Source organism: Bradyrhizobium sp. BRP20, from assembly GCF_020194215.1.
GTDB lineage: Bacteria > Pseudomonadota > Alphaproteobacteria > Rhizobiales > Xanthobacteraceae > Bradyrhizobium > Bradyrhizobium yuanmingense.
Genome location: NZ_JADYVY010000009.1, coordinates 324101 through 345500, shown reverse-complemented (window position 1 = coordinate 345500; position 21400 = coordinate 324101). Strand labels below are relative to the sequence as shown.

Genomic DNA, 21400 nt, shown 5'->3' with positions numbered 1-21400 from the left:
GGCGTTGCCGACCCCGGACGTCCGGGGTCGGCAACGCCCGCGCCCGGCGCAACCCCGGCCCCGACAGCGACGCCAGCCCCGGGGCAGCAGGGTGGAACGACTCCTGCCGGCGCGCCCGCCGCCGGGACTCCGGCTGCGCCGCCGCAGGCTGGTGCGCCCGCCCGGCCGCCGGCACCTCCGGCCGGCGCCGCGGCTCCGACCGTGGTGCCCGGCACGCCGGCCGCAGCGCCGCCGCCCGACCGGGCACAATACAGACCGCCGACGGTCGCGCCGGCTTTCCGCGCCGCGCCGACAGTCGCCGCGCCCCTGCCGCCGCCGCCGCGTCCGCAGCAGCGTGACCTGACGCCGCTCGCGATCGGCGCGGGCGTGGTGGCCGGCGCCGTGATCGGCGCCACCATCGCCGATATCCATAACCAGCGGCGCGAGGTCGTCGAAGGCGGCCGCACCGTCTACACCGAGCCGGACCGCATCATCATCCGCGATCCGGGCGGGCAGGCTTACGTCCGCGGCAACGATCTCTATCGCTTCCGCTATGGCGCCCGCGACATCCGCACCGACACCGTCGGCGGCGAAACCCGCACCGTCGTGATCCGTCCCGACGGCAGCGAGGTGATCACCGTGGTCGGGCCGGACGGCTCGCTGCTGCGTCGTATCCGCCGGGACCCGCGCGGACGCGAGATCGTGATCATCGACAACACCTACCGCGATCCGCGGGCGGTCGGCGGCTTCTACGTCGACGTGCCGCCGCCGGTGGTCAACATTCCCTACGATCGCTACATCGTCGACGCCCAGGAGGCGCCGCCGCAGGTGATCTACGAAACGATGCGGGCTCCGCCGGTGCAGCGGATCGACCGGCGCTACTCGCTCGACGAGATCCGCTACAGCCCGAATGTTCGCATGCAGATGCCGAGCATCGACGTCAACACGATCAACTTCGAGACCGGATCGTGGACCATTCCGCCGGATCAGGCGGCGCGGCTCCAAGTGATCGCCGACGGCATCAACCAGGCGCTCCAGGCCAACCCGCAGGAGGTGTTCCTGATCGAGGGCCACACCGATGCGGTCGGCAACGAGGTCGACAATCTGTCGCTGTCGGATCGCCGCGCGCAGGCCGCAGCCGAATTGCTGACGCAGCAATTCAGTGTGCCCGCGGAGAACCTGACGTCGCAGGGCTATGGCGAGCAGTATCTGAAGGAGCAGACGCAAGGCGCGAGCCTGATCAACCGGCGCGTCACCGTCCGTCGCATCACGCCGTTGCTCAACGGCGACCAGGCCAACGCGGCGCCTCCGCCGCGCCAGTAAGACCTTCGCAAGAAGACAATGGCCGGGAGCGATCCCGGCCATTTTTCTTGTCACGCCGTCATTGCTTCCGACGGCAGGCATGCCTCGCAAACGGCGGCAACATGCCGGTGATCAGTGCCGCAACAGCCGCCGAGAATGCGCATGCCGGGGAATGCGCGCCTGAGCAAATGGTAGCGGCGGCCGAGATCTTGGGGATCACCACTGTCCAGCGCCTCCGATTCGTCGAGCTCGGCGTGGCTCTTGACCGATGCATTGGCTCTGATGCCGTGGATGCGCTGAACCCACGCCTCGCCTGCGGCGAGTGCACTCTCGAAGTGAGTTGGGTGCGCGCAATTGATCAGGAAGTATTCGCAGGCACGTTCAGTTGCGTCGTCGACCGCCTCGATCGCCTCGCGCAGCGACTCTCCCCGGACGAGGCGACCATCGGTTTCGACCGTGAAAGAGATCGCGACCGGAATGTCCTGCCTCTTGGCCGCTCGGACTACGCCCACGGCTTCGTTGATGCTGTTCAGCGTGAATGCAGTCGCCATGTCGGCGCCCGCCTCGGCGAAGGCCGCGATCTGGCCTGAGTGGTAGGTTTCCGCCTCCGCCGCGTCCATGTTGCCGGCCTTGTAGCCGTCGCCTCGCGGACCGATCGCGCCATTGATGACGCAAGGCGTGGCGGGGGACTCCCAGGCGCCGCGCAATTCGTCGAGGAAGCGGATGGCGCGCATGTTGATGGCCGCGAGCCTGGCCGCATCATAGCCGAGCTTGGCGCCCCAATCAGGGTTGGCGCGCCAGGTCGGACTGTCGAGGACAAAGCCGAGCCCATGCTGCCGCGCGATACGCAGGTAGGCTTCGTAGTACTGCCTCAAATGCGCGCGGCCATCCGCGCTGTCGAGCAGCACGAATGCCGCAAAGTGGGGCAGCTCCAGCCCGTGCTGAAAGATGAGGGTTGTTTCCATGCCGCCATCGGTCAGGAAAATGCCGCCGCCGCGCTGCGGCAGACCATGTCTGTATCTGGCCATTGATCGCTCCATCATTTGGACGGGCCGCTCTCTTCACTCGGTCGCGCTAGGCCCGTGTTCGGTCGCGGCATTTGGTGCCGCATAATGTCGCGTCGCTCTAGAAGCCCCGTGGTGCGGCTGAACTTCCACCCGCAAGCGGAGACAAATCAATGATTTGCACGAGTCACGCGGAGTGGGCCTTGGCCCCTAAGGGCCAATTTCCGCACCGTCGGTACAGTTCTGGAGACATCGATGGGAAAGGGCGAAGCGACGCGCGAGCGCATTCTCGAGATCGCGGAAGCGGCGGTGCTCGCAAAGGGCTTCGGCGCCACCTCGATCGAGGAGGTCATTGCCGAGGCCGGACTGACCAAGAGCGGCTTCTTCTATCACTTCAGGGACAAGAACGCGCTCGCACGGGAGATGCTGCGTCGCTACGTGGATACGAATGACCGCCTGTTCGACGAGATCTTCAGGCGCGGACGTGAACTCTCCGACGACCCGCTACAGTCATTCCTGATCTCGCTGAAACTACTCGCCGAAGTCATGGCCGATCTGCCGAACGGCCATCCCGGCTGCCTGATCGCAAGCATCTGCTATCAGGAGCGCCTGTTCGACCGCGATGTTCGCGATCTAACCGCGCAATCGGTCCGGAGCTGGAATGCGCACTTCCGCGAGATTCTCGACGGCATCGCCGCCATCTATCCGCCCCGCGAGCCGATCGATCTCGACGATCTCGCGGAGATGATCTCGTGCGTGGTCGACGGCGCAATCATCATGTCGAAGACGCTCAACGACCCGAAGCGGCTGGAGCGACAGATCCTGCTCTTCCGCAGCTGCGTGAAGCTGGTCTTCACGCCGCCTCACTCGTCGTGAATTGATGGAACGTGAGCGGACCAGGGCGGCCCGGCCTGCCGCGCTCGCCTGCGGCAGGAATGTGATTGGGCCCAGGTTGGCAGTCGCCCCCATCATTCTCGCGCAGCCAATCCCAGCGCATCGGCCATGACACGGAACACTTCGGTATTGTCCATCGAGCCGTGCACGCGCTCGCTCCCCGGGCCCGCCGCCGTGACAATGACGTCCTCGCCCGAATGCACGCTGGCGCCGACCAGCGACGACAGATTGCCGGGGCGCAGCACCGCGCCCGGGACCTCCTTGTATTTGTCGTTGGCCTTGAAGGTGCCGTCGTCGCCGGCCTTGACGGTCGGCTCGTTGGGATTGTCGAGCTTCGGACGGAACGTCTCGTAATGATCGGGCAGGCTCGCCGAGAAGATGGCAAGCCGGCGGCTCACGTCGATGCGTGACGGGTAGCCTTCCGCGTCTGGGGCCGGATAGTTCGGAAATCCGGCCTTGTCGTAAACCCCGACGCGCTCGCGTAAGGGAACGTTGGGCACGGTGGCCATGTCGTCGTTCACCGTGCCGACCAGGCTGTTGGGATGATTGTGATCGGCCAGCACCAGGATGAGGGTGTCGTCGCCGCGGGCGCGCGCCCATTCGCGCGTCTGACGCACCGCGTTGTCGAGCATGATCGTGTCGTAGACGGCACGCTCCATGTCGAGCAAATGTGCGTATTTGTCGATCATTCCGGATTCGACCATCAGGAAGAAGCCGGCTTCGTTCTTCGAGAGGATTTTCAACGCTGCCTGCACCTGTTCGGTCAGATCAGGCTGCTCGGGGAATTTCTTGACGCCGCCGCCCTTGAGGAATTTGCGGTCGAGCGCGCCGTCCATGTTGCCGGTGGCGAACAGGCCGAGCAGCTTGCTCGTCTCCTGCTTGGCGGCAGAGGCGCTGAGCTCGCCCGCGGTGGTCGCCAGCTGATAGCCGGCATCGCGAAACTTCGCGATGTAGTCGGTCTCGTCCTTGCGCTTGGAGCCGGCAGCCGACTTCGGCAGAAAATATGCGCTGCCGCCGCCCAGCATCACATCCGGCTTTGCCGCGAAGAACTGCTCGACGATGTCGTCATAGGCGGCGCGCCGGCGGGTGTGCGCGACCATCGCCGCCGGCGTCGCGTCTTCGATCTCGGTATTGGTGACGACACCGATCGCCATACCGAGCCGCCTTTTGGCAAGGCTGGTGATGGTTTCGACCTTGGGATCGTCGAGCGGGCTTGCGCTGCGGTCAGCGTAGACGCCGAGGGCATTGACGGCGCTCTTGTGCCCGGTCGCATAGGCGCTCGCCGAGTTCGCGGAGTCCGTGATGATCGAGTCCGAGCCGGCGGTTGCCACCAGCGCCATATGGGGCATGTCGTCGATGGCGAGCTTGCCGCGGCTCTTGCCTTCCGAAATGCCCTTGGACAGGATTCGCGCGGCGACCCGATGCGCCGGCGACATGCCGTCGCCGATGAACAGGATGACGTTCTTCGCCTTGCGCGGGCCGGTGTCGTAAACCGTCCATGTGACGCTGCGCTGGCGCGTGCCGTCGCTCACATCCACGTTTACGCTGCCCGGCTTGGTCAGCGTGACGTCGCGCAGGACCAGGGCCGACTGCTCCTTGCCGTCCTCGCGCTCGACGAAGGTTCCGGAGCGGCCGAACGCGGCCGCGTAATCCGCGCCGTTCACCGTCACCTTCAACTTGGCGGGATCGATCAGCCCCGGGAGCTCGACCTTGAAGTCGAACTTGGCTCCGGCCAGGATCTCGGCGCGATCGATCGGATAGATCGTCTGCGCCGACGATGATGATGCCCAACAGAGAACAATGAGAGAGGCGAGTGCCGATCCCCTGACCATGTGCGATGCTCCGCAATCCCGTTTCCAACAGTGGAAGCGTAGCGGTCGAGAATGACAGCGTCATTAAGCTCGGAGCGCGGATGGAGCGAAGCGCAATCCGGGCTCCGGAAAGCCTCAGCCCTTATCGCTCTCGAGCCGGAAGATCTGCGAGCCTTCGCTGCCCGACAACAGGCCGGTCTTCGAATAGAGACCGAGCTTGGTGCGGGTGTCGGCGATGTCGAGGTTGCGCATGGTGAGCTGGCCGATGCGGTCGGCCGGCGTGAAGGCGGCGTCCTCCACCTTCTCCATGCTCAGCCGCTCCGGCGCATAGGTAAGGTTGGGGCTCTCGGTGTTGAGGATCGAATAATCGTTGCCGCGGCGCAGCTCGAGCGTGACTTCGCCGGTGACGGCGCGGGCGACCCAGCGCTGTGCGGTCTCGCGCAGCATCAACGCCTGCGAATCGAACCAGCGGCCCTGATAGAGCAGGCGTCCCAAGCGCATGCCGCTGATCCGGTACTGTTCGATCGTGTCCTCGTTGTGGATGCCGGTGACGAGGCGCTCATAGGCGATGTGCAGCAGCGCCATGCCGGGCGCCTCATAGATGCCCCGGCTCTTGGCCTCGATGATGCGGTTCTCGATCTGGTCGCTCATGCCGAGGCCATGGCGGCCGCCGATCGCGTTGGCCTCGAGGAACAGCGAGACCGGATCGGAGAAGGTCTGGCCGTTCAGCGCGGTCGGCTGCCCTTCCTCGAAACGAACCACGACCTTCTCGGCCTTGACGGCGCAGTCGTCGCGCCAGAACGGCACGCCCATGATCGGGGTGACGATCTTGATGCCGCTGTCGAGACTCTCGAGATCCTTTGCCTCATGGGTGGCGCCGAGCAGATTGCTGTCGGTCGAATACGCCTTCTCCGCGCTCATCTTGTAGGCGAAGCCTTGCGCGGTCATGAATGCCGACATCTCGGCGCGGCCGCCGAGCTCGTCGATGAACTGCTGGTCGAGCCAGGGCTTGTAGATCTTCAGGCCGGGATTGGTGAGCAGGCCGTAGCGGTAGAAGCGCTCGATGTCGTTGCCCTTGAAGGTCGAGCCGTCGCCCCAGATGTTGACACCGTCTTCCTTCATCGCTGCGACCAGCATCGTGCCGGTGACGGCGCGGCCGAGCGGCGTGGTGTTGAAATAGGTGATGCCGCCGGTCGAGATATGGAAGGCGCCGGACTGGATCGCGGCGATGCCCTCGTGAACCAGCTGCGTGCGGCAATCGACGAGCCGCGCGTTCTCGGCGCCGAACTCCATCGCCTTGCGCGGGATCTCGTTGTAGTCGGCTTCATCCGGCTGACCGAGATTGGCGGTGTAGGCGTAGCAGCGCGCCCCCTTCTGCTTCATCCAGAGCAGCGCCGCAGAGGTGTCGAGGCCGCCCGAAAAAGCGATGCCGACTTTCTCACCCTTGGGCAGGCTTTTCAGGATCGTGGTCATGGGGCTTCCAATCGGGTCTCAAGCTGATGTGATGGGTGCGTTCGACCGCGCGAATATCAAATTTCGCGGGGCTCGGCACCCCTTTAATGGCTCAAACCGAGGGCTCGGGGCCGGTCTTGCGGCCGAACAGGCGCTGGCGGAGCCGGTAAGCGGGCATGTTCAGCCGGGTCAGGGCGGCATCCACCGCTTCGTCCGAGAACCGCGTGCGCGGCCAGCGATAGATCAGCGCGTAGGCGAACCAGATCACGACGAAGGTGACGAGGCCCGCGATCGAAACGTCGGTGAAAAAGTGCCCGCCGAAGGCCATGCGCAGGGCGCTGGTCAAGGCGCCGAACACCACGGCGGCGGCATAGGCGAGCGGCCGCCACGCCGGCGGCGCCAGCGCGGCCGGCGCCAGCGTCCAGAACGCCGTCGCGCCTTCGCCGGAGAAGAACGAGCAATTGCGCCCGCAAGTGCCGCGCGGATCCCACCACGGCACGAATTGCTGATCGCCGGCAAACTCGGTCACCACCACCGGACGCGGACGGCCCCAATAATTCTTGAACGTCAGGTTGGTCAAAATACCGGCCGACATGGTCATCGTCACCAGCAGGAAGATGACCGTACGCCCCGGCACCATCAGCGGCCGGTCGGGCCGGATCATCTTGACCACGAGCGCGACGATCGAGGGAAGGGCGAAGGCCCAGGCGATCCACATCGCCGCATCGCGCGCAAAGCCGGCCCACCCGTTCAGCTTGAGCGGAAACGTCTTGGTCTCCGCGTCGAAGAACAGCGAAGCGAGCTTGAGGTCGAGCTCGGGATAGAGGCCGAAGACGACGCCGATCACGAGCCACAGCGCCAGGGCGATGAAGAGTCCAGTCCTGTTCATGGCGCGCGGTTTAGCGGAGTGGGGCGGGGATGGAAACCCCAGGGGAGGGTAGGAAACTCACCGCGGGCCCGGCCTTGAATTCGCCGGCAATGGCGGCGGTGGTTTCCGCGGGGGCGGCGGGATGCGCCAGGCGCCGGCGTTACGGCCGGCGATCAGCCAGTAGACGAAGCCGGCAACAATGCCCGCGCCCGTCATGATCTCCAGGTGACGCCGGACGATGCCCTCAAACTGCAACGTGTCGGAATGGAACGGGACGAGGCCGAGATAGCAGGCGAGCCCGACAAGGCCGCCGCCGAGGGCATAGGCGATCGCACTGCGGATATAGAGCGCTTCGGTGATCGCGACGATCACCGCCGCCGGCACCACCGCAAAGCCGGACACGAAGATGAAGCCGAAGCCGAGCAGGATGTCGATCGTGCCCTGGTCGACCGGACCGGCGCCGAGATCGGCGAATTCCGGAAACAGCAGCGCGACGACGACGATCATGCCGCCGACAAGGCAGGCGGCGAGGAAGCCGATGAAGATGACGACGAGGCGGCCGATCAGGGACATGACGTCAAAATCACCTCGCCGTCATTGCAAGGAGCTCGCGACAAACTTGCGCAGCAATTTTGCGCTGATGCGACGAAGCAATCCAGACTGAGGCCGCGGAGATATTCTGGATTGCTTCGCTGCGCTCGCAATGACGAGGAGGCGGGAGCGTGGGCATCCCGACCTAATCCGTCATCGCCATGGCGCGCAGCGCCTGGCGCTCGCGCGCCGAGAGCTTTTCCGTCTCCGACTTGAGCTGGCCGCAGGCGGCGAGGATGTCGCGGCCGCGCGGGGTGCGCACCGGCGAGGAATAGCCGGCGTTGAAGATATATTCGGAGAACTTTTCGATCTGGTCCCAGTCGGAGCATTCATAGGCGGTGCCGGGCCAGGGATTGAACGGGATCAGGTTGATCTTGGCCGGAATGCCCTTGAGCATCTTTACCAGCAGTTTTGCATCGTCGAGCGAATCGTTGACGCCCTTGAGCATCACATATTCGAAGGTGATGCGGCGCGCGTTCGATGCGCCGGGATAGTCGCGGCAGGCCTGCAGCAGCTCCTTGATCGGATATTTGCGGTTGAGCGGCACCAGCTCGTTGCGCAGCTCGTCGCGCACCGCGTGCAGCGAGATCGCGAGCATGACGCCGATCTCCTCGCCGGCCCGCACGATGTTCGGCACCACGCCCGAGGTCGACAGCGTGATGCGGCGGCGGGAGATGCCGATGCCTTCGTTGTCGCCGACGATCAGAAGCGCATCGCGCACCGCGTCGAAATTGTAGAGCGGCTCGCCCATGCCCATCATCACGATGTTGGTGACGCGGCGCGTGCCGTCCTCGCGATCGGCCCAGTCGTTGAGACGGTCGCGCGCGACCATCACCTGGCCGACGATCTCGCCGGCGGTGAGGTTGCGCACCAGGCGCTGGGTGCCGGTGTGGCAGAAGGCGCAATTGAGCGTGCAGCCGACCTGCGAGGAAACGCAGAGCGTGCCGCGGTCGGTCTCGGGGATGTAGACGCATTCGACTTCATGCGCCTTCTGAACATTGTCGCCGCTCGGCAGGCGCAACAGCCATTTGCAAGTGCCGTCGTTGGAGATCTGCTCGGCCACGACTTCCGGCCGGTCCACGGTGAAATGCTGCGCGAGCTCGGCGCGGATGCCCTTCGAGATCGAGCTCATCTCGTCAAAACTCTGGGCGCCGCGGAAATAGAGCCAGTGCCACAGCTGCTGCACCCGCATCTTGCGCTGCGCCGGTGCGACGCCGATCTCGCCGAGCCGATCGGCCAGCTCGGTGCGCGACAGGCCGATCAGCGACGGCTTGGCCGGCGGCACATAGGTTTCGAGCGGGGTCTTCTCCACCAGGAGGCCGTTGTGCGGCTCGGTCGTCGGTTGCATTGAATGGACCTAATGGCTTGGTCGTTCCGGGATGGTCCGAAGGGATCGCGAAGCGACCCTGAGGACCAGACCCGGAACCTCGGAGATTCCGGGTTCGTGCTGTGCGCGCCCCGGAATGACGAAGAAATCTGGAACGGCCCCTATATAACAACCGGAACCGCCGATTGCGACCTTATCGCCCGCAGTCTTAACGCCGGCAATCCTGCGCGATCTTGTCGAGCGCCTGGGCGAGGCCCTTCAGCGAGAAGGTGTCGGTCGTCTCGGTCCCCTTGGCCGAGACGCCTTTGACGACGAGATCGGCGGATTTGCGCATGGCTTCGACCATCCGCTCCTCCTCGGCCGCGTTCTTGATCCAGAGCCCGTCCCCCTGCGTGTACATGGCGAAGGAGGCGCCGCCGACCTCGGCGGTCGATTCCGAGCCCGGCTTCAGCGCATAGCCGATCATGACCGAGACTTCGTTGTTGACCTTCTCGGCCGGCCGGGTCGAGACGAAGGCATAGGCGGGGTCGCGCGGCCGGTTCGGCGGGTTGGTTTTCGACGATGACGGCTTGGCCAGCGCGAAACAGACCTTCTTGCCGTTCGGCGTCGCCGAATAGGCACCCCAGGTGCCGAACTGCCCGATCAGGGTCGGCTCCGCGCCCCCCGCAACGGCCGCAGCCGGGGCCGCCGGCTTGCTCTCGGGCTTCGGGGCCGCCTTTGCGTTGGTGTTGGCCGGCGGCGCCGCCGGCTTCGGTGCCGCCTCTTTTGGAGCTGGACTGGACTTGGGCGTCGGTTGCGCCGTCTGCGCCCGCGCAGACACGGCGATTCCCCCGGCCGCCACGCCAGTCATCAAAGCTAAAATCAGCACCCGCCACATGCCGCGTTGGTTCCCTCAATATTGTGACTGGAAGATGGCCCGAGCGCGCTTTGTCCCCGGGCAGGGATAGCCGGGAAAGTTCAATTTGGGAAGGCAGTTAGCGGTATCTTCGGCGGCTAGGCCCTGGATCGGGCGGCGCGTTGCGCGGCCCATTGCGCCTCGGTCCAGCCGAGCAAATCCTCGGCGCCGGAACTGCGCAGATGCGCGCCACCGTCGATGACCACCATCTCGCCATTGATGTAGGCGGCGTGATCCGAGACCAGGAAGCTGGCGAGATCGGCGAGCTCGCCGTGCTCGCCGGTGCGGCCGAGCGGATTGCGCGAGGTCCAGCCTTCGTCGCGGCCTTCGGGACGGAGCTGCCCGGTGGCCCCTGCGGTCGGAAACGGGCCCGGCGCGATCGCCACGGTCCGGATGCCCTTCGGGCCCCATTCCACCGCAAGACTCCTGGTCATCGCCAGCAGTGCGGATTTCGCCATCGCCGAGGGAACGGTGAAGGCGCGGCCGGTAATGGTGGAGGTCGAGAGGATCGACAGCACGACGCCGCGATGGTTAGCCTCGATCCAGCGCCTGCCGGCGGCGAGCGTGCAATACATCGCGCCATGCAGTGTCGGCGCCAGGATCGCGTCCGCGGCGCGGAAGGAGAGATGCTCGCTCTGTGCGATGAAGGTGGCAGCGGCATTGTTGACGAGGATGTCGAGCGGCGCCTCGCGCCAGATCGCATCCATCATGCCGTCGACCGCCGCACCGTCGCGGATATCGCAGGCGATGGTGATGACCGTGCCGCCGATCTCGTCGCGCATCTCGCGCGCCGTCGCCTCGAGCCGCTCGAGCTTGCGGCCGCAGATCACGAGCTCAGCGCCGAGCGCGAGGAAGCGACGCCCCATCGCAGCGCCCAGACCCGAACCACCCCCGGTAATGAGGATGCGCTTGTTCTTCAGCAGGCTTGTTTCAAACATCGTTTGAATCCTTTCTCCGCGGATTTCGTCATTGCGAGCCACCGGGTCCGCGCGAAGCGCGGCCCGATGACGGGCTTCGCGAAGCAATTCAGACTATTCCGCAGGACGGACTCTGGATTGCTTCGCTGCGCTCGCAACGACGGAGGATAGGCCGTCGCTGACCCCAGACAAAGAATCCGGATTGTCGCCACTGCCTAAATCCGGCAGAAACGGCCAAACTATAATTCCACCCGAAACGCCCCCAAGGTGCCGCCATGAAAGCCATCCTCTGCTCGCAATATTGCCAGCCCGACGACCTCGTCCTGACTGAGGTGCCCGATCCGGTGGCGGGGCCCGGCGAAGCCGTGATCGCGATCAAGGCGGCGGCGCTGAATTTCTTCGACATCCTGATGATCCAGGGCAAGTACCAGATCAAGCCGCCGTTCCCGTTCTCGCCGGCCGCGGAAGTTGCGGGCGTGATCGAGAGCATCGGCGCTGGTGTCACTGATCTCAAGGTCGGCGATCGCGTGGTCGCCTCCTGCGGCCACAACGGCGCACGCGAGAAGATCGCGCTGCCGGCGGCATCGATCGTGAAGATCCCCGACAATCTCGACTACGACCGCGCGGCCGGCATCATCATCATCTACGGCACCGCGCTGCATGCGCTGGAAGATCGCGCCAGCCCCAAGCCGGGCGAGACGCTCGCTGTGCTGGGCGCGGCCGGCGGCACCGGCCTTGCGGCCTGCGAGCTCGGCAAGCTGATGGGCTTGAAGGTGATCGCCTGCGCCTCGTCGGACGAGAAGCTCGAATTCGCCAAGGCGCACGGCGCCGAGCTGACGCTGAACTACGCCAAGGAAGATCTGAAGGAAGGCCTGCGCAAGCTCACCGGCGGCAAGGGCGTCGACATCATCTTCGATCCCGTTGGTGGTGCTTACGCCGAACAGGCGCTGCGCTCGATCGCATGGGAAGGCCGCTTCCTCGTCATCGGCTTTGCCGCCGGCGACATTCCCAAGATGCCGCTGAACCTCGCGCTCCTGAAGGGCTGCGACATCCGCGGCGTGTTCTGGGGCGCCTGGACCCGGCTCAACCCGGCCAAGAACCGCGCCAATCTGGAGAAGCTGGTGAAGTGGACCGCGGAAGGCAAGATCTCATCGCATGTCGACCGCACCTTCCCGCTGGCGCAGACGGCCGATGCGTTGAAGGTGTTGGCGGGACGTCAGGCCATGGGCAAGGTGATCTTGCATCCGTGAGGATGCGAGACGGAAACGCGTTTGTCGCGACCTGCACACCACACACTCACTGTCATCGCCCGCGAAGGCGGGCGATCCAGTACTCCGTGACGTCAGCGATTGAACCGGGAGGCCGCGGCGTACTGGATTCCCCGCCTTCGCGGGGAATGACAGCGGAAGGCGTGGCGAAACTGTTACGCTGCCTCGACGTCCGCCTCCTCCACCCCACGCTTCAGCGCGGCGCGGGCGGCCTCGCGATGCTCGTACGTGATGTGGCCGGCAACCATGCGGATGGCGGTGGCGAGCACGGCGGCGTCATCGGCGAAGCCGAGCATGGGCATCACGTCCGCGACGAAATCGAACGGCAGGACGAAATAGGCGATTGCACCGAGCAGCGAAGCCTGGACGTGACGCGGCGTCTGCCGGTCGAACGCGCAGTAATAGGCTGCAAGTAGATCCTCCGCGAACGGCAGATGCGCAGCGACCCGCTTCAGCTTGCGCCAGAAGCGGCGGCGCACGCTCTCGCGATCTTCCGCGAGCCGATCGGCCGGCTCGAAGCCAACGCTGTGCTCGGCAGCCATGCTCAAATGCTCCCCGTTCTGCGGGAGGCGGAGGACCGCCCGATCCCGGCTGATCACAAGATGGGGATGCAGCCGGTCCCTGCAAGACGTCTGCTTCAAGACGTCTGCTTGGTGTCAGCCTGCGATGGCGTTCATCGCCTTGGCGAGCGCCATGTCGCGCGCGGTGACGCCGCCGGCGTCATGGGTCGACAGCACCACCTCCACCGTCTTGTAGACGTTGCGCCATTCGGGGTGGTGATCCATCTTCTCGGCGACCAGCGCGGCGCGGGTCATGAAGCCGAACGCCTCGTTGAAATCCTTGAAGACAAAGGTTTTCCCGATGGCGTCGCGGCCTTGGACGTCAGTCCAGCCGGATAGTCCGCCCAGCGCCTGCCTGCGCGCCTCCGCCGAGAGCCGTTCTGCCATGGTCGTCTCCGTCCTCTAGGGGGAACTTTACTCTAACACCGCCCCGGCGCCCCGGTTCATACGGGATTTCCTGCATCCGCTAACCATGACGGAGATGTAACCCCGCCGGACAAGAAATTTGCTACAATTGCGGGCGTAAATCGCCGGCCAAGATGAAACCGAGCCTGAAGCGCCTGTTTGGGAGACCGATGACCGGGGGATTGGACCTGGCCGAAACGCCCCCTCCGCCTTCGCCGCGATCCGCGGCGCGGAAGACGGCGCTCGTGTCTCTGGCGTTCCTGCTTGCGATCGTTGGCGTGGTCGCAGGCGGCTATTACTTCGCGATGCGTCCCGTGACGCTCAGAATCGCGGTCGGCCCCGCCAACAGCGACGACGTCAAGGTCGTGCAGGCGCTGACGCAAGGCTTCGCGCAGCACAAGAGCTATGTGCGGCTGCGCCCGATCCAGACCGACGGCGCAACCGCCAGCGCCAATGCGCTCGCCGAAGGCAAGGTCGATCTCGCCATCGTGCGTGGCGATCTCGACGTGCCGAAGAACGCACAGGCGGTCGCGACCCTGCGCAAGAACGTCGTGGTGCTGTGGTCCGTGCCCGCCAAGGGCAAGAGGAAGGGCGCGAAGATCACCAAGGTCGCGCAACTCGCCGGCCACCGCATCGGCGTCGTCGGCCGCACCCAGGCCAACGTCAATCTGCTCAAGGTGATCCTGCACCAATACGGCGTCGACCCGGCCAAGGTCGAGATCGTACAATTTCCCGTCAATGAAGTTGCCGAGGCGATCAAGGCGCAGAAGGCCGACGTCTACCTCGCGGCAGGCCCGGTCAACAGCAAGATCACGGCGGACGCGATCTCGGCATCGGTCAGGGAGGGCGGCACGCCAACCTTCCTCGCCATCGATTCCGCCGATGCGATCGCGCAAAATCATCCAGTCTATGAAGCGGGCGAGATCCCCGCCGGCACCTACGGCGGCTCGCCCGACCGGCCCGAGGACGAGGTCAAGACCATCAGCTTCGCGCACCACATCGTAGCGCGCAAAGGCGTGTCCGAGGCCGACATCGCAGCGTTCACGCGCCAGCTCTTCGCCGTGCGCCAGCAACTGGTGACGGAATTCCCGCTGGCGGCGAAGATCGAGACGCCTGACACCGACAAGGATGCGGTAATCCCGGTGCATCCGGGTGCGGCCGCTTTCGTCGACGGCGAGGAGAAGACCTTCCTCGACAAGTACAGCGATTACATCTGGTGGAGCCTGATGGCGCTCTCGGCCATGGGCTCGGTCGGCGCCTGGTTCGCCGGTTATCTGAAGAAGGACGAGCGCGACAACAACAATCACCAGCGCGAACGCCTGCTCGACATGATCGCCGCGGCACGCAAGTGCGAGACGACCGAAGAGCTGGACCAGATGCAGACCGAGGCCGACGAGATCCTGCGCGACACGCTGCGCTGCTTCGATCACGGCGCGATCGAGGAAGCCGCGCTCACCGCCTTCAACATCGCACTCGACCAATTCCACGCCGCCGTCGCCGACCGCAAGGCTGTGCTGTTCAGCCTGCCGCCGAACCTGCAACGTGCCGGCGCGCAGTTCCGGGCCGCCGGCAACGCGTGAGCGCCCGCGCGCGTTATTGCTGCGTCACATTGTCTCAATATAGCTCCCAACGTCATTCCGGGGCGATGCGAAGCATCGAACCCGGAATCCATTGCGCAGCATTCGCGGGGAGACATGGATTCCGGGTTCGCGCTACGCGCGCCCCGGAATGACGGACTCCCCCGCAAGCCCCGGGGTCGGAGCCTCATGACCATCACATTCTCCCGCCGCCGCTTCCTCGCCAGCAGCGCCGGTGCGCTCGGCACGCTGGCGATGCCGTATCTTTCGCGCGCGGCCGACCGGCCGGCAGTCACCCACGGCGTGCAAGCGGGCGACATCACCGTCGACGGCGGCGTGGTGTGGGCGCGAACCGACCGGCCCGCGCAGATGCTGGTCGAGGTCGCCACGAGCGAGTCCTTTAGGGACGCCCGGGCATTGCCGCCGATTGCGGCGCTGCCCGAGAGCGACTTCACCGCCAAGATGCTGGTCGAAAATCTACCCGCCGGCCAGGACATCTTCTACCGCGTCCGCTTCCGCGATCTCTCCCACAGCGCGATCGAGGGCGAGGCGGTGACCGGCCGCTTCCGCACCGCGCCGGCCGACCGCCGCGACGTCAGCTTCGTCTGGGGCGGCGACGTCGCAGGGCAGGGCTGGGGCATCAATTCCGACGACGGCGGCATGGTCACCTTCTCGACCATGCGCAAGCACCGGCCGGATTTCTTCCTGCACTCGGGCGACACGATCTATGCCGACGGTCCGATCCAACCCGAGGTGAAGCTCGCCGACGGCAAGATCTGGAAGAATCTGACCATCCCGGAGAAGGCCAAGGTCGCCGAGACGCTGGACGAGTTTCGCGCCGCGTACAAATACAATCTCACCGACGACAATCTCCGCGCCTTCAATGCCGAGGTGCCGGTCTTCGTGCAGTGGGACGACCACGAGGTCACCAACAACTGGTCGCTGTCGAAAGACTTGCCGGCCGCCTACAAGGTGCGCGACATCTCACTGCTCGCAGCCCGCGCGGGCCGGGCCTTCCACGAGATGTACCCGATGCGGGAGAGCATCACTGAACCCGGCCGCGTCTATCGCCAGATCTCCTACGGCCCGCATCTCGACGTATTCGTGCTCGACGAGCGCAGCTATCGCGCACCGAACGGTGCCAATCTCGAAACCGCCTATGGCCCCGCCAGCTATTTCCTCGGCCCGGACCAGATCACCTGGCTCAAGCGCGGCCTGCTGAATTCACGCGCGACATGGAAGGTGATCGCATCGGACATGCCGATCGGCCTGATCGTCTCCGACACGCCGAAGGGCGGCTCGGAAGCCGTTGCACAGGGCGACGGCCCGGTGCGTGGCCGTGAGTTCGAGATCGCCGACATCCTGCGCTTCATCAAGGTGGCGCCGATTAGCAACACGGTGTGGCTGACCGCGGACGTGCACTACGCCGCCGCGCATTATTACGATCCGAACAAGGCGCAATTCCAGGAGTTCGAGCCGTTCTGGGAGTTCGTCTCGGGCCCGCTGCACGCGGGCACGTTCGGCCCGAACGCGCTCGACAATACCTTTGGTCCCGAGGTGCGCTTCGTCAAGGCGCCGGGCAAGGACAGCCAGAACCTGCCGCCGTCCGCGGGCATGCAGTTCTTTGGTCACGTCAAGATCGACGGCGCGTCCGGCCGGATGACGGTGACCCTGCGCGATCGCGCCGACGTCGCGCTGTGGTCGACCACGCTCGATCCGAAGCTTGCGTGACGGCCATTCGAAGCCGGATGAACCATCCGGCCGGCCCGGACGACAATTGCGAGCGCCCGCGCATTTTCGAGGGCGTGATGCCATCCGAGCCGTTTTCGAGTTGATGCCGTGCCGTTCAGCCGCCCAACGATCGTTATTGCGGTGCTGCTGAGCGCAGCATCCCCCACATGCGCGCAGACCCAAGAGAAGGCTCAGGACAAAGCGACGCTGGTGCGCGAGGCCCTCGCTTCGCCTTACGGCAAGGCGCTGACCGCCGAGCTCGGCAAGTCACTGCGCGCAAGCGCCGACCCGGCATGTCTGACGGACAAGGGGTTGGCTGCCGACCAGCTCGAACCGCGCGGCCGCGATATCGTCATCAGATGGGGCACGCATATGCTGGATGGCGCATCGGCGTTCATCGACCGGCAGACCTCCGACAATCCATTTGCCGGCGCAGCCGAATTGGAAAGCCTGAAGAGCAATCCGGATGTGAAGCGCTATCTCGCGATGGAAGAGCCGATACGTCAGGCGAAGATCCTGGATTTGATCTTCGAGCATTTCGACCGCTATAACGTGATCGCCCGCGTGAAACTTGGAGGGGTCTATCCATTGCAGACAGGCAACGAAGCTCTGCTCCGTCTCAATCCGACCGATGCAACGGAAGAGCGGTTGGAGACATTCGCCAGGAAGAGTCGCTCGAAGGCGCTGAAACGTTTCCTGCAATTGTCCGATCAAGAGGCGATTGCGCAGAGTGCGGCGATCAAGAAAGCCTCATCGCCGCCGCCGCTTCCGCACACCTTCTTCAAGGGCGTCGAGACCGACCTCGCCGAGCTCTGCATTCGCTCCGGCAAGTAGCGATCAGGTGTCCCGTGCCTGCAGCGCCGCCTCCAGCGCCTCGCTCGAGCACGGCTTCTGCAGCCGGGGCCGGCCCGCCAATCCGGGCGGGATGCGCACCTCGGCGCCGTAGCCGGTGACGAACACGAACGGAACCTTTAGCGCGATCAGCCGCTCGGCGATCGCAAAGCTCGTCTCGCGGATCAGCTCGACATCGAGCAGCGCGAAATCGGGTGTCCGTTTGGCGATGGCGTTCAACGCCTGCGTCACCGAACCCGCGGTCCGCACGGCGGCCACACCAAATCCGAGCAGGCGATCCTCGAAATCGATCGCGATGATCGGATCGTCCTCGACGATCAGAACATCGGCCGGCCAGCCTGTGCCATTGGAGTGTGCAGGTACCATGATCGCATCTTGGTTTGGGGTTTTTGGATCAGGAGTGCCGCGACACGATGCCTGCGCGCAGCGCATCGGGGGGTTCCCGGAACGAAACTCACCACATCATCGTTCTCTGGTCTGTCCACTTGTGCACACAGGAAACGGATGGAACTCGCTAAGGTGGGAGGAAGGGTGGGAGTTCAGAATGGATGCGCGTATCGGCAAGATCACCGAGGTCGAGAGCCGGCCGGCCAACAATCTGCTGCGGCGTTTGAGTCAGGTCGACTACGGCCTCGTGGCGCCGCACGTGACCGTCGAGGACTCTGCAGCCGGGCACTTGCTCTACAATCCCGGCGATGACGTGCAAGTGGTCCACTTCCCCTGCGGCCCGTCGCTCGCGACTTTCCTCGTCCCCAACGAGGATGGCCGCGACGTCGAAACCATTCTGGTCGGCCGCGAAGGCGCGGTGGGCGGCATCGTCAGCGAGGGGTTTCTGCCGGCCTATACCCGGATCTGCGTCAAATTCGGCGGACCGTTTGCGCGCATTCACGTTGCCAAGCTGGAAGCGGCCAAGCTGCGCTCGGCGTCGCTGCGCAACGTCTTTGCCCGCTATGCCGATTGCATGCTGGCCCAGATCTTCCAGTCGACCGCCTGCAACGCGATCCATTCGATCGAGCAGCGCACCGCCAAATGGATCCTGGCGGCGATGGAGCGGACCGGCGACGAGACCAGTGTGCCGCTGACCCACGAACAGCTCGCGACTTTGCTCGGCGTTGGCCGCTCCTATGCCAGCCGCGTGCTTCAGTCGTTCAAGGCCGAAGGCGTGCTCGACACGCGGCGCGGCTCGATCCTCGTCCGCAACCGCGACGGCCTGAGGCTGCGCGCCTGCCTGTGCAACGATGCGGTGAAGATGCATTTCGAGGAGGTGCTGCGCGGGGTCTATCCGACCGAGGAGCGGGAGGCGGGGTAGCTTCTTCCTTCTCTCTTGTGGCGCTATAATGCGCCGCGCGCCGCTCTAACCGCGGTCGTGCTATACTGGCCCCGCATGAGCGGGGCTTTCCTTCACACTCTCTTCGACATTCTGGCCTGGCTGGCGGCGGCGGCCGCCGTCTATTGGCTGTCGCGACGGGGCTTGCAGTTTCCCTCGCAATCCTTCGCGCTGCCCTATATCGCCGCGCTGGTGTTTGGCGCAGGCCTTGGCGCCTATCTATTCGGCTCCGCCAATCTGTGGCTGTCCGGGCAAAGCGGCATTGCGCGCTCGGTCGAGGGCGGGCTGGCGGGCGGCATCGTGGCGATCGAGCTCTACAAATGGTCCGCAGGCGTCACGGTGCGAACCGGCGCGCGCTTCGCGCTGCCGCTGGCGCTCGGCATCGCGATCGGCCGGATCGGCTGTTACTTCGCAGGGCTCGACGATTTCACCTATGGCACGCCGACGGCGCTGCCCTTCGGCCATGATTTCGGCGACGGCGTTCGCCGCCATCCCGTGCAGCTCTACGAGAGCGCGGCCATGGCCCTGTTCGCGCTCGCCTATGTGGTGGCGGTCTTGAACCGGAACGCGTTCACGATCACCAATGGTTTCTACCTGGTGCTCGCCTATTACGGAATGCAGCGCTTCCTATGGGAATTCCTCAAGCCCTATGGCACGCTGGTCGGGCCCCTGACCCTGTTTCACCTACTGTCGCTGTCCGTCCTGCTCTACGCCGCATTCATGCTCGCGACGGCACCCCAAGCGAGACGCTTACAAAACGAGTCACTTGCATGAACGCGCCGTTGCGTAAGTCGCGCCCCTACATCTTCTGGGGCCAGACCCAATCTCTTTGCGAGATCTGCCTGAAGCTGGTTCCGACCAAGATCCAGATTCTCGGCAACGAGGTCTGGTACGAAAAGCGTTGCAGGGAGCACGGCGTGCAATCGACGTTGGTGTCGACCGATGCCGCCTATTGGCGGCTGTGCAAGGATTTCATCAAGCCGGGCGACCGGCCGCTGCAATTCCAGGAACGCACCCAATTCGGCTGCCCCTATGATTGCGGCCTCTGTCCCGACCACGAGCAGCATTCCTGCTTGGCGCTGATCGAGATCACCGAGCATTGCAACCTCACCTGCCCGGTCTGCTTCGCGGAGTCCTCGCCGGCACGAACCAAATTCACGCCGCTCGCGACGGTGGAGAAGATGCTCGACGCGCTGGTCGCGAGCGAGGGCGAGCCCGATCTCGTGCAGATTTCCGGTGGCGAGCCGACGCTGCATCCTGACTTCTTCGAGATCCTGGACGCCGTGCGCGCCCGGCCGATCCGCCACGTCATGATCAACACCAACGGACTGCGCATCGCCCGCGAAAAGGATTTCGTGGCGCGGCTCGCCGAGAACAAGCGCGGGCTGGAAGTCTATCTCCAATTCGATTCGCTGCAGCGCGACGCGCTGATCAATCTGCGCGGCGCGGACTTGCGAAAAATCCGCCAGCAGGCGCTGGAAAATCTCGAGCATTACGGCATCTCGACCACGCTGGTCGCGACCATCAAGCGCGGCGTCAACGATTCCGAGATCGGCGACATCGTGCGCCACGCGCTGACCTGGACGTGCGTGCGCGGGGTGACATTGCAGCCGGTCCAGGATGCCGGCCGCAACGAGAGCTTCGACAAGAATACCGACCGCATCATGCTGTCGGAGATCCGCAAGCGCGTGATCGAAACCGGCGTGTTCGGCGAGAAGGACATGATCCCGCTGCCCTGCAACCCCGAGAGCATCTCGATCGGCTATGGCCTGCGCAACGGCGAGAAGGTGCTGCCGCTGACCTCGTTGATTCCGCAAGAGCAGCTGGTTGCGGTGATGCCAAACACGATCAGCCCGGAAAAGTATCCGATGCTGCGGGAAAAGTTCATCGACCTGTTCTCGCTCTCCTCAGGGCCCCTCAACACGTCCGAGCGCGTCTGCGAATTGTTGTGCTGCCTGCCGAGCTTTCAGGTGCCGGACGGGCTCACCTACGAAAACGTCTTCCGCGTCACCATCGTGCAGTTTCTCGACCGCTTCAATTTCTGCGTCGGCAACGTCAAGCGCAGCTGCATCCATTTCGTGACCGAGCAGGGGGCGATCATCCCGTTCGACACCTACAATCTGTTCTATCGGAATGGCGCCATCTCCCGGATTCGCGCCGGGCTCGAGGGGCAGACCTATCACGAGGCGAGGCAAACCGAGGAGGCACCACGATGAGCGACACGCCACCGCCGGTTCTACCGCCACCCGCACCAACGCCCGGCCCAGCTCGCAGCGGTTGCCTCACCGCGCTGATGGCGATCGCCGGGATCTTCATGCTGCTGCCAGGTCTCTGCGCACTCCTGTTCGGCGGAGTGTCGATGTTCGAGGACGGCAAGATCGCTGGCGACATCGCGCCATTCGTCTTTCTGGGGCTGGTCGTGGGGATCGGCGGGGTTGCGATGATCTGGGCGGCGATCAAGGGGCGCAGGGTCCCCGCTCATCCCCCGACCCAGCCCTAAGCCCCGGGGATTCCCGGACAAAATTCAGTCAACCAACGGCCAAAGAACACATTGTTTTTTGGCCGTTTTTGCATATATTGCGCCGCAACGCGCAGGGCGCCCGGTCTGATATGGCCGGGCTTCCTTTTTGGGCGGAAAGC

Annotated in this window: 21 protein-coding genes; 10 read left to right on the top strand and 11 right to left on the bottom strand. The window is 64.9% G+C overall.

Going from position 1 to position 21400, the window contains the following annotated elements:
* Positions 1-1302 (top strand): OmpA family protein (locus tag I6F33_RS22905; protein WP_225144210.1); only part of this gene is annotated, 1302 nt, incomplete at its 5' end.
* A 50-nt stretch (positions 1303-1352) separates the two neighbouring features.
* On the opposite strand, the gene I6F33_RS22900 is transcribed toward I6F33_RS22905, so the two are convergent.
* On the bottom strand, positions 1353-2309 hold the full coding sequence (locus I6F33_RS22900; RefSeq protein WP_057025850.1) for a homocysteine S-methyltransferase family protein: 957 nt from the start codon (positions 2307-2309) through the stop codon (positions 1353-1355).
* Positions 2310-2540: 231 nt separating this feature from the next.
* On the opposite strand from I6F33_RS22900, the gene I6F33_RS22895 reads away from it, so the two are divergent.
* Complete coding sequence (locus tag I6F33_RS22895; protein WP_036002793.1) at positions 2541-3161, top strand: TetR/AcrR family transcriptional regulator; 621 nt, start codon at positions 2541-2543, stop codon at positions 3159-3161.
* Between the two features lie 92 nt (positions 3162-3253).
* On the opposite strand, the gene I6F33_RS22890 is transcribed toward I6F33_RS22895, so the two are convergent.
* The 7 genes from I6F33_RS22890 to I6F33_RS22860 form a co-directional block, all read right to left on the bottom strand.
* On the bottom strand, positions 3254-5011 hold the full coding sequence (locus I6F33_RS22890; protein WP_225144209.1) for an alkaline phosphatase: 1758 nt from the start codon (positions 5009-5011) through the stop codon (positions 3254-3256).
* A 114-nt stretch (positions 5012-5125) separates the two neighbouring features.
* A complete protein-coding gene (argG, locus tag I6F33_RS22885) occupies positions 5126-6463 on the bottom strand; it encodes an argininosuccinate synthase (protein WP_036002800.1) in 1338 nt (445 codons plus the stop codon).
* Between the two features lie 91 nt (positions 6464-6554).
* Complete coding sequence (locus tag I6F33_RS22880; RefSeq protein ID WP_036002803.1) at positions 6555-7331, bottom strand: phosphatase PAP2 family protein; 777 nt, start codon at positions 7329-7331, stop codon at positions 6555-6557.
* 57 nt (positions 7332-7388) lie between these two features.
* On the bottom strand, positions 7389-7883 hold the full coding sequence (locus I6F33_RS22875; protein WP_225144208.1) for a hypothetical protein: 495 nt from the start codon (positions 7881-7883) through the stop codon (positions 7389-7391).
* A 163-nt stretch (positions 7884-8046) separates the two neighbouring features.
* Entirely contained in the window at positions 8047-9249 is a 1203-nt protein-coding gene (gene rlmN / locus I6F33_RS22870) for a 23S rRNA (adenine(2503)-C(2))-methyltransferase RlmN (protein ID WP_225144207.1), read from the bottom strand.
* A gap of 187 nt (positions 9250-9436) precedes the next feature.
* Entirely contained in the window at positions 9437-10105 is a 669-nt protein-coding gene (locus tag I6F33_RS22865; protein WP_036002810.1) for an invasion associated locus B family protein, read from the bottom strand.
* A gap of 116 nt (positions 10106-10221) precedes the next feature.
* Complete coding sequence (locus tag I6F33_RS22860) at positions 10222-11061, bottom strand: SDR family oxidoreductase (RefSeq protein ID WP_225127902.1); 840 nt, start codon at positions 11059-11061, stop codon at positions 10222-10224.
* Between the two features lie 254 nt (positions 11062-11315).
* Between I6F33_RS22860 and I6F33_RS22855 the strand changes: the two genes are divergently transcribed.
* Positions 11316-12290, top strand: coding sequence for an NADPH:quinone oxidoreductase family protein (locus I6F33_RS22855; protein ID WP_036002812.1), 975 nt, complete (start codon positions 11316-11318; stop codon positions 12288-12290).
* Positions 12291-12463: 173 nt separating this feature from the next.
* On the opposite strand, the gene I6F33_RS22850 is transcribed toward I6F33_RS22855, so the two are convergent.
* Both I6F33_RS22850 and I6F33_RS22845 read right to left on the bottom strand, forming a co-directional pair.
* A complete protein-coding gene (locus I6F33_RS22850; RefSeq protein ID WP_225144206.1) occupies positions 12464-12850 on the bottom strand; it encodes a YkvA family protein in 387 nt (128 codons plus the stop codon).
* A 114-nt stretch (positions 12851-12964) separates the two neighbouring features.
* Entirely contained in the window at positions 12965-13255 is a 291-nt protein-coding gene (locus tag I6F33_RS22845) for a 4a-hydroxytetrahydrobiopterin dehydratase (RefSeq protein WP_036002826.1), read from the bottom strand.
* Between the two features lie 152 nt (positions 13256-13407).
* Here I6F33_RS22845 and I6F33_RS22840 point away from each other — a divergent pair, with 152 nt between their 5' ends.
* The 3 genes from I6F33_RS22840 to I6F33_RS22830 all read left to right on the top strand — a co-directional run bounded on the left by I6F33_RS22840 (position 13408) and on the right by I6F33_RS22830 (position 17415).
* A complete protein-coding gene (locus I6F33_RS22840) occupies positions 13408-14853 on the top strand; it encodes a TAXI family TRAP transporter solute-binding subunit (RefSeq protein WP_225144205.1) in 1446 nt (481 codons plus the stop codon).
* Between the two features lie 186 nt (positions 14854-15039).
* The gene (locus I6F33_RS22835) at positions 15040-16581 is read left to right on the top strand and encodes an alkaline phosphatase (protein ID WP_225144204.1); all 1542 of its coding nucleotides are present in this window, start codon (positions 15040-15042) and stop codon (positions 16579-16581) included.
* Positions 16582-16689: 108 nt separating this feature from the next.
* The gene (locus I6F33_RS22830; protein ID WP_225144203.1) at positions 16690-17415 is read left to right on the top strand and encodes a hypothetical protein; all 726 of its coding nucleotides are present in this window, start codon (positions 16690-16692) and stop codon (positions 17413-17415) included.
* Positions 17416-17418: 3 nt separating this feature from the next.
* Here the strand turns inward: I6F33_RS22830 and I6F33_RS22825 are convergent, their stop codons facing one another.
* Positions 17419-17799, bottom strand: coding sequence for a response regulator (locus I6F33_RS22825; protein WP_036024192.1), 381 nt, complete (start codon positions 17797-17799; stop codon positions 17419-17421).
* A 178-nt stretch (positions 17800-17977) separates the two neighbouring features.
* On the opposite strand from I6F33_RS22825, the gene I6F33_RS22820 reads away from it, so the two are divergent.
* The 4 genes from I6F33_RS22820 to I6F33_RS22805 all read left to right on the top strand — a co-directional run bounded on the left by I6F33_RS22820 (position 17978) and on the right by I6F33_RS22805 (position 21260).
* Positions 17978-18742, top strand: coding sequence for a Crp/Fnr family transcriptional regulator (locus I6F33_RS22820; protein ID WP_036002835.1), 765 nt, complete (start codon positions 17978-17980; stop codon positions 18740-18742).
* Between the two features lie 75 nt (positions 18743-18817).
* Entirely contained in the window at positions 18818-19534 is a 717-nt protein-coding gene (locus I6F33_RS22815; protein WP_225144202.1) for a prolipoprotein diacylglyceryl transferase family protein, read from the top strand.
* On the top strand, positions 19531-20976 hold the full coding sequence (locus tag I6F33_RS22810) for a radical SAM protein (RefSeq protein WP_225144201.1): 1446 nt from the start codon (positions 19531-19533) through the stop codon (positions 20974-20976). Before I6F33_RS22815 ends, I6F33_RS22810 begins: the two co-directional genes overlap by 4 nt.
* The gene (locus I6F33_RS22805) at positions 20973-21260 is read left to right on the top strand and encodes a hypothetical protein (RefSeq protein WP_225144200.1); all 288 of its coding nucleotides are present in this window, start codon (positions 20973-20975) and stop codon (positions 21258-21260) included. The genes I6F33_RS22810 and I6F33_RS22805 overlap by 4 nt, the downstream gene beginning before the upstream one ends.
* The last annotated feature ends 140 nt before the right edge of the window (positions 21261-21400 follow it).

Coding starts and splice junctions, on each gene's coding strand:
- I6F33_RS22880 (WP_036002803.1), bottom strand. CDS start 7,331: ATGAACAGGACTGGACTCTTCATCGCCCTGGCGCTGTGGCTCGTGATC.
- I6F33_RS22815 (WP_225144202.1), top strand. CDS start 18,818: ATGAGCGGGGCTTTCCTTCACACTCTCTTCGACATTCTGGCCTGGCTG.
- I6F33_RS22890 (WP_225144209.1), bottom strand. CDS start 5,011: ATGGTCAGGGGATCGGCACTCGCCTCTCTCATTGTTCTCTGTTGGGCA.
- I6F33_RS22850 (WP_225144206.1), bottom strand. CDS start 12,850: ATGGCTGCCGAGCACAGCGTTGGCTTCGAGCCGGCCGATCGGCTCGCG.
- I6F33_RS22820 (WP_036002835.1), top strand. CDS start 17,978: ATGGATGCGCGTATCGGCAAGATCACCGAGGTCGAGAGCCGGCCGGCC.
- I6F33_RS22805 (WP_225144200.1), top strand. CDS start 20,973: ATGAGCGACACGCCACCGCCGGTTCTACCGCCACCCGCACCAACGCCC.
- rlmN (WP_225144207.1), bottom strand. CDS start 9,249: ATGCAACCGACGACCGAGCCGCACAACGGCCTCCTGGTGGAGAAGACC.
- I6F33_RS22845 (WP_036002826.1), bottom strand. CDS start 13,255: ATGGCAGAACGGCTCTCGGCGGAGGCGCGCAGGCAGGCGCTGGGCGGA.
- I6F33_RS22810 (WP_225144201.1), top strand. CDS start 19,531: ATGAACGCGCCGTTGCGTAAGTCGCGCCCCTACATCTTCTGGGGCCAG.
- I6F33_RS22825 (WP_036024192.1), bottom strand. CDS start 17,799: ATGGTACCTGCACACTCCAATGGCACAGGCTGGCCGGCCGATGTTCTG.
- I6F33_RS22860 (WP_225127902.1), bottom strand. CDS start 11,061: ATGTTTGAAACAAGCCTGCTGAAGAACAAGCGCATCCTCATTACCGGG.
- I6F33_RS22895 (WP_036002793.1), top strand. CDS start 2,541: ATGGGAAAGGGCGAAGCGACGCGCGAGCGCATTCTCGAGATCGCGGAA.
- I6F33_RS22900 (WP_057025850.1), bottom strand. CDS start 2,309: ATGGCCAGATACAGACATGGTCTGCCGCAGCGCGGCGGCGGCATTTTC.
- I6F33_RS22875 (WP_225144208.1), bottom strand. CDS start 7,883: ATGTCCCTGATCGGCCGCCTCGTCGTCATCTTCATCGGCTTCCTCGCC.
- I6F33_RS22865 (WP_036002810.1), bottom strand. CDS start 10,105: ATGTGGCGGGTGCTGATTTTAGCTTTGATGACTGGCGTGGCGGCCGGG.
- argG (WP_036002800.1), bottom strand. CDS start 6,463: ATGACCACGATCCTGAAAAGCCTGCCCAAGGGTGAGAAAGTCGGCATC.
- I6F33_RS22855 (WP_036002812.1), top strand. CDS start 11,316: ATGAAAGCCATCCTCTGCTCGCAATATTGCCAGCCCGACGACCTCGTC.
- I6F33_RS22840 (WP_225144205.1), top strand. CDS start 13,408: ATGAAACCGAGCCTGAAGCGCCTGTTTGGGAGACCGATGACCGGGGGA.
- I6F33_RS22835 (WP_225144204.1), top strand. CDS start 15,040: ATGACCATCACATTCTCCCGCCGCCGCTTCCTCGCCAGCAGCGCCGGT.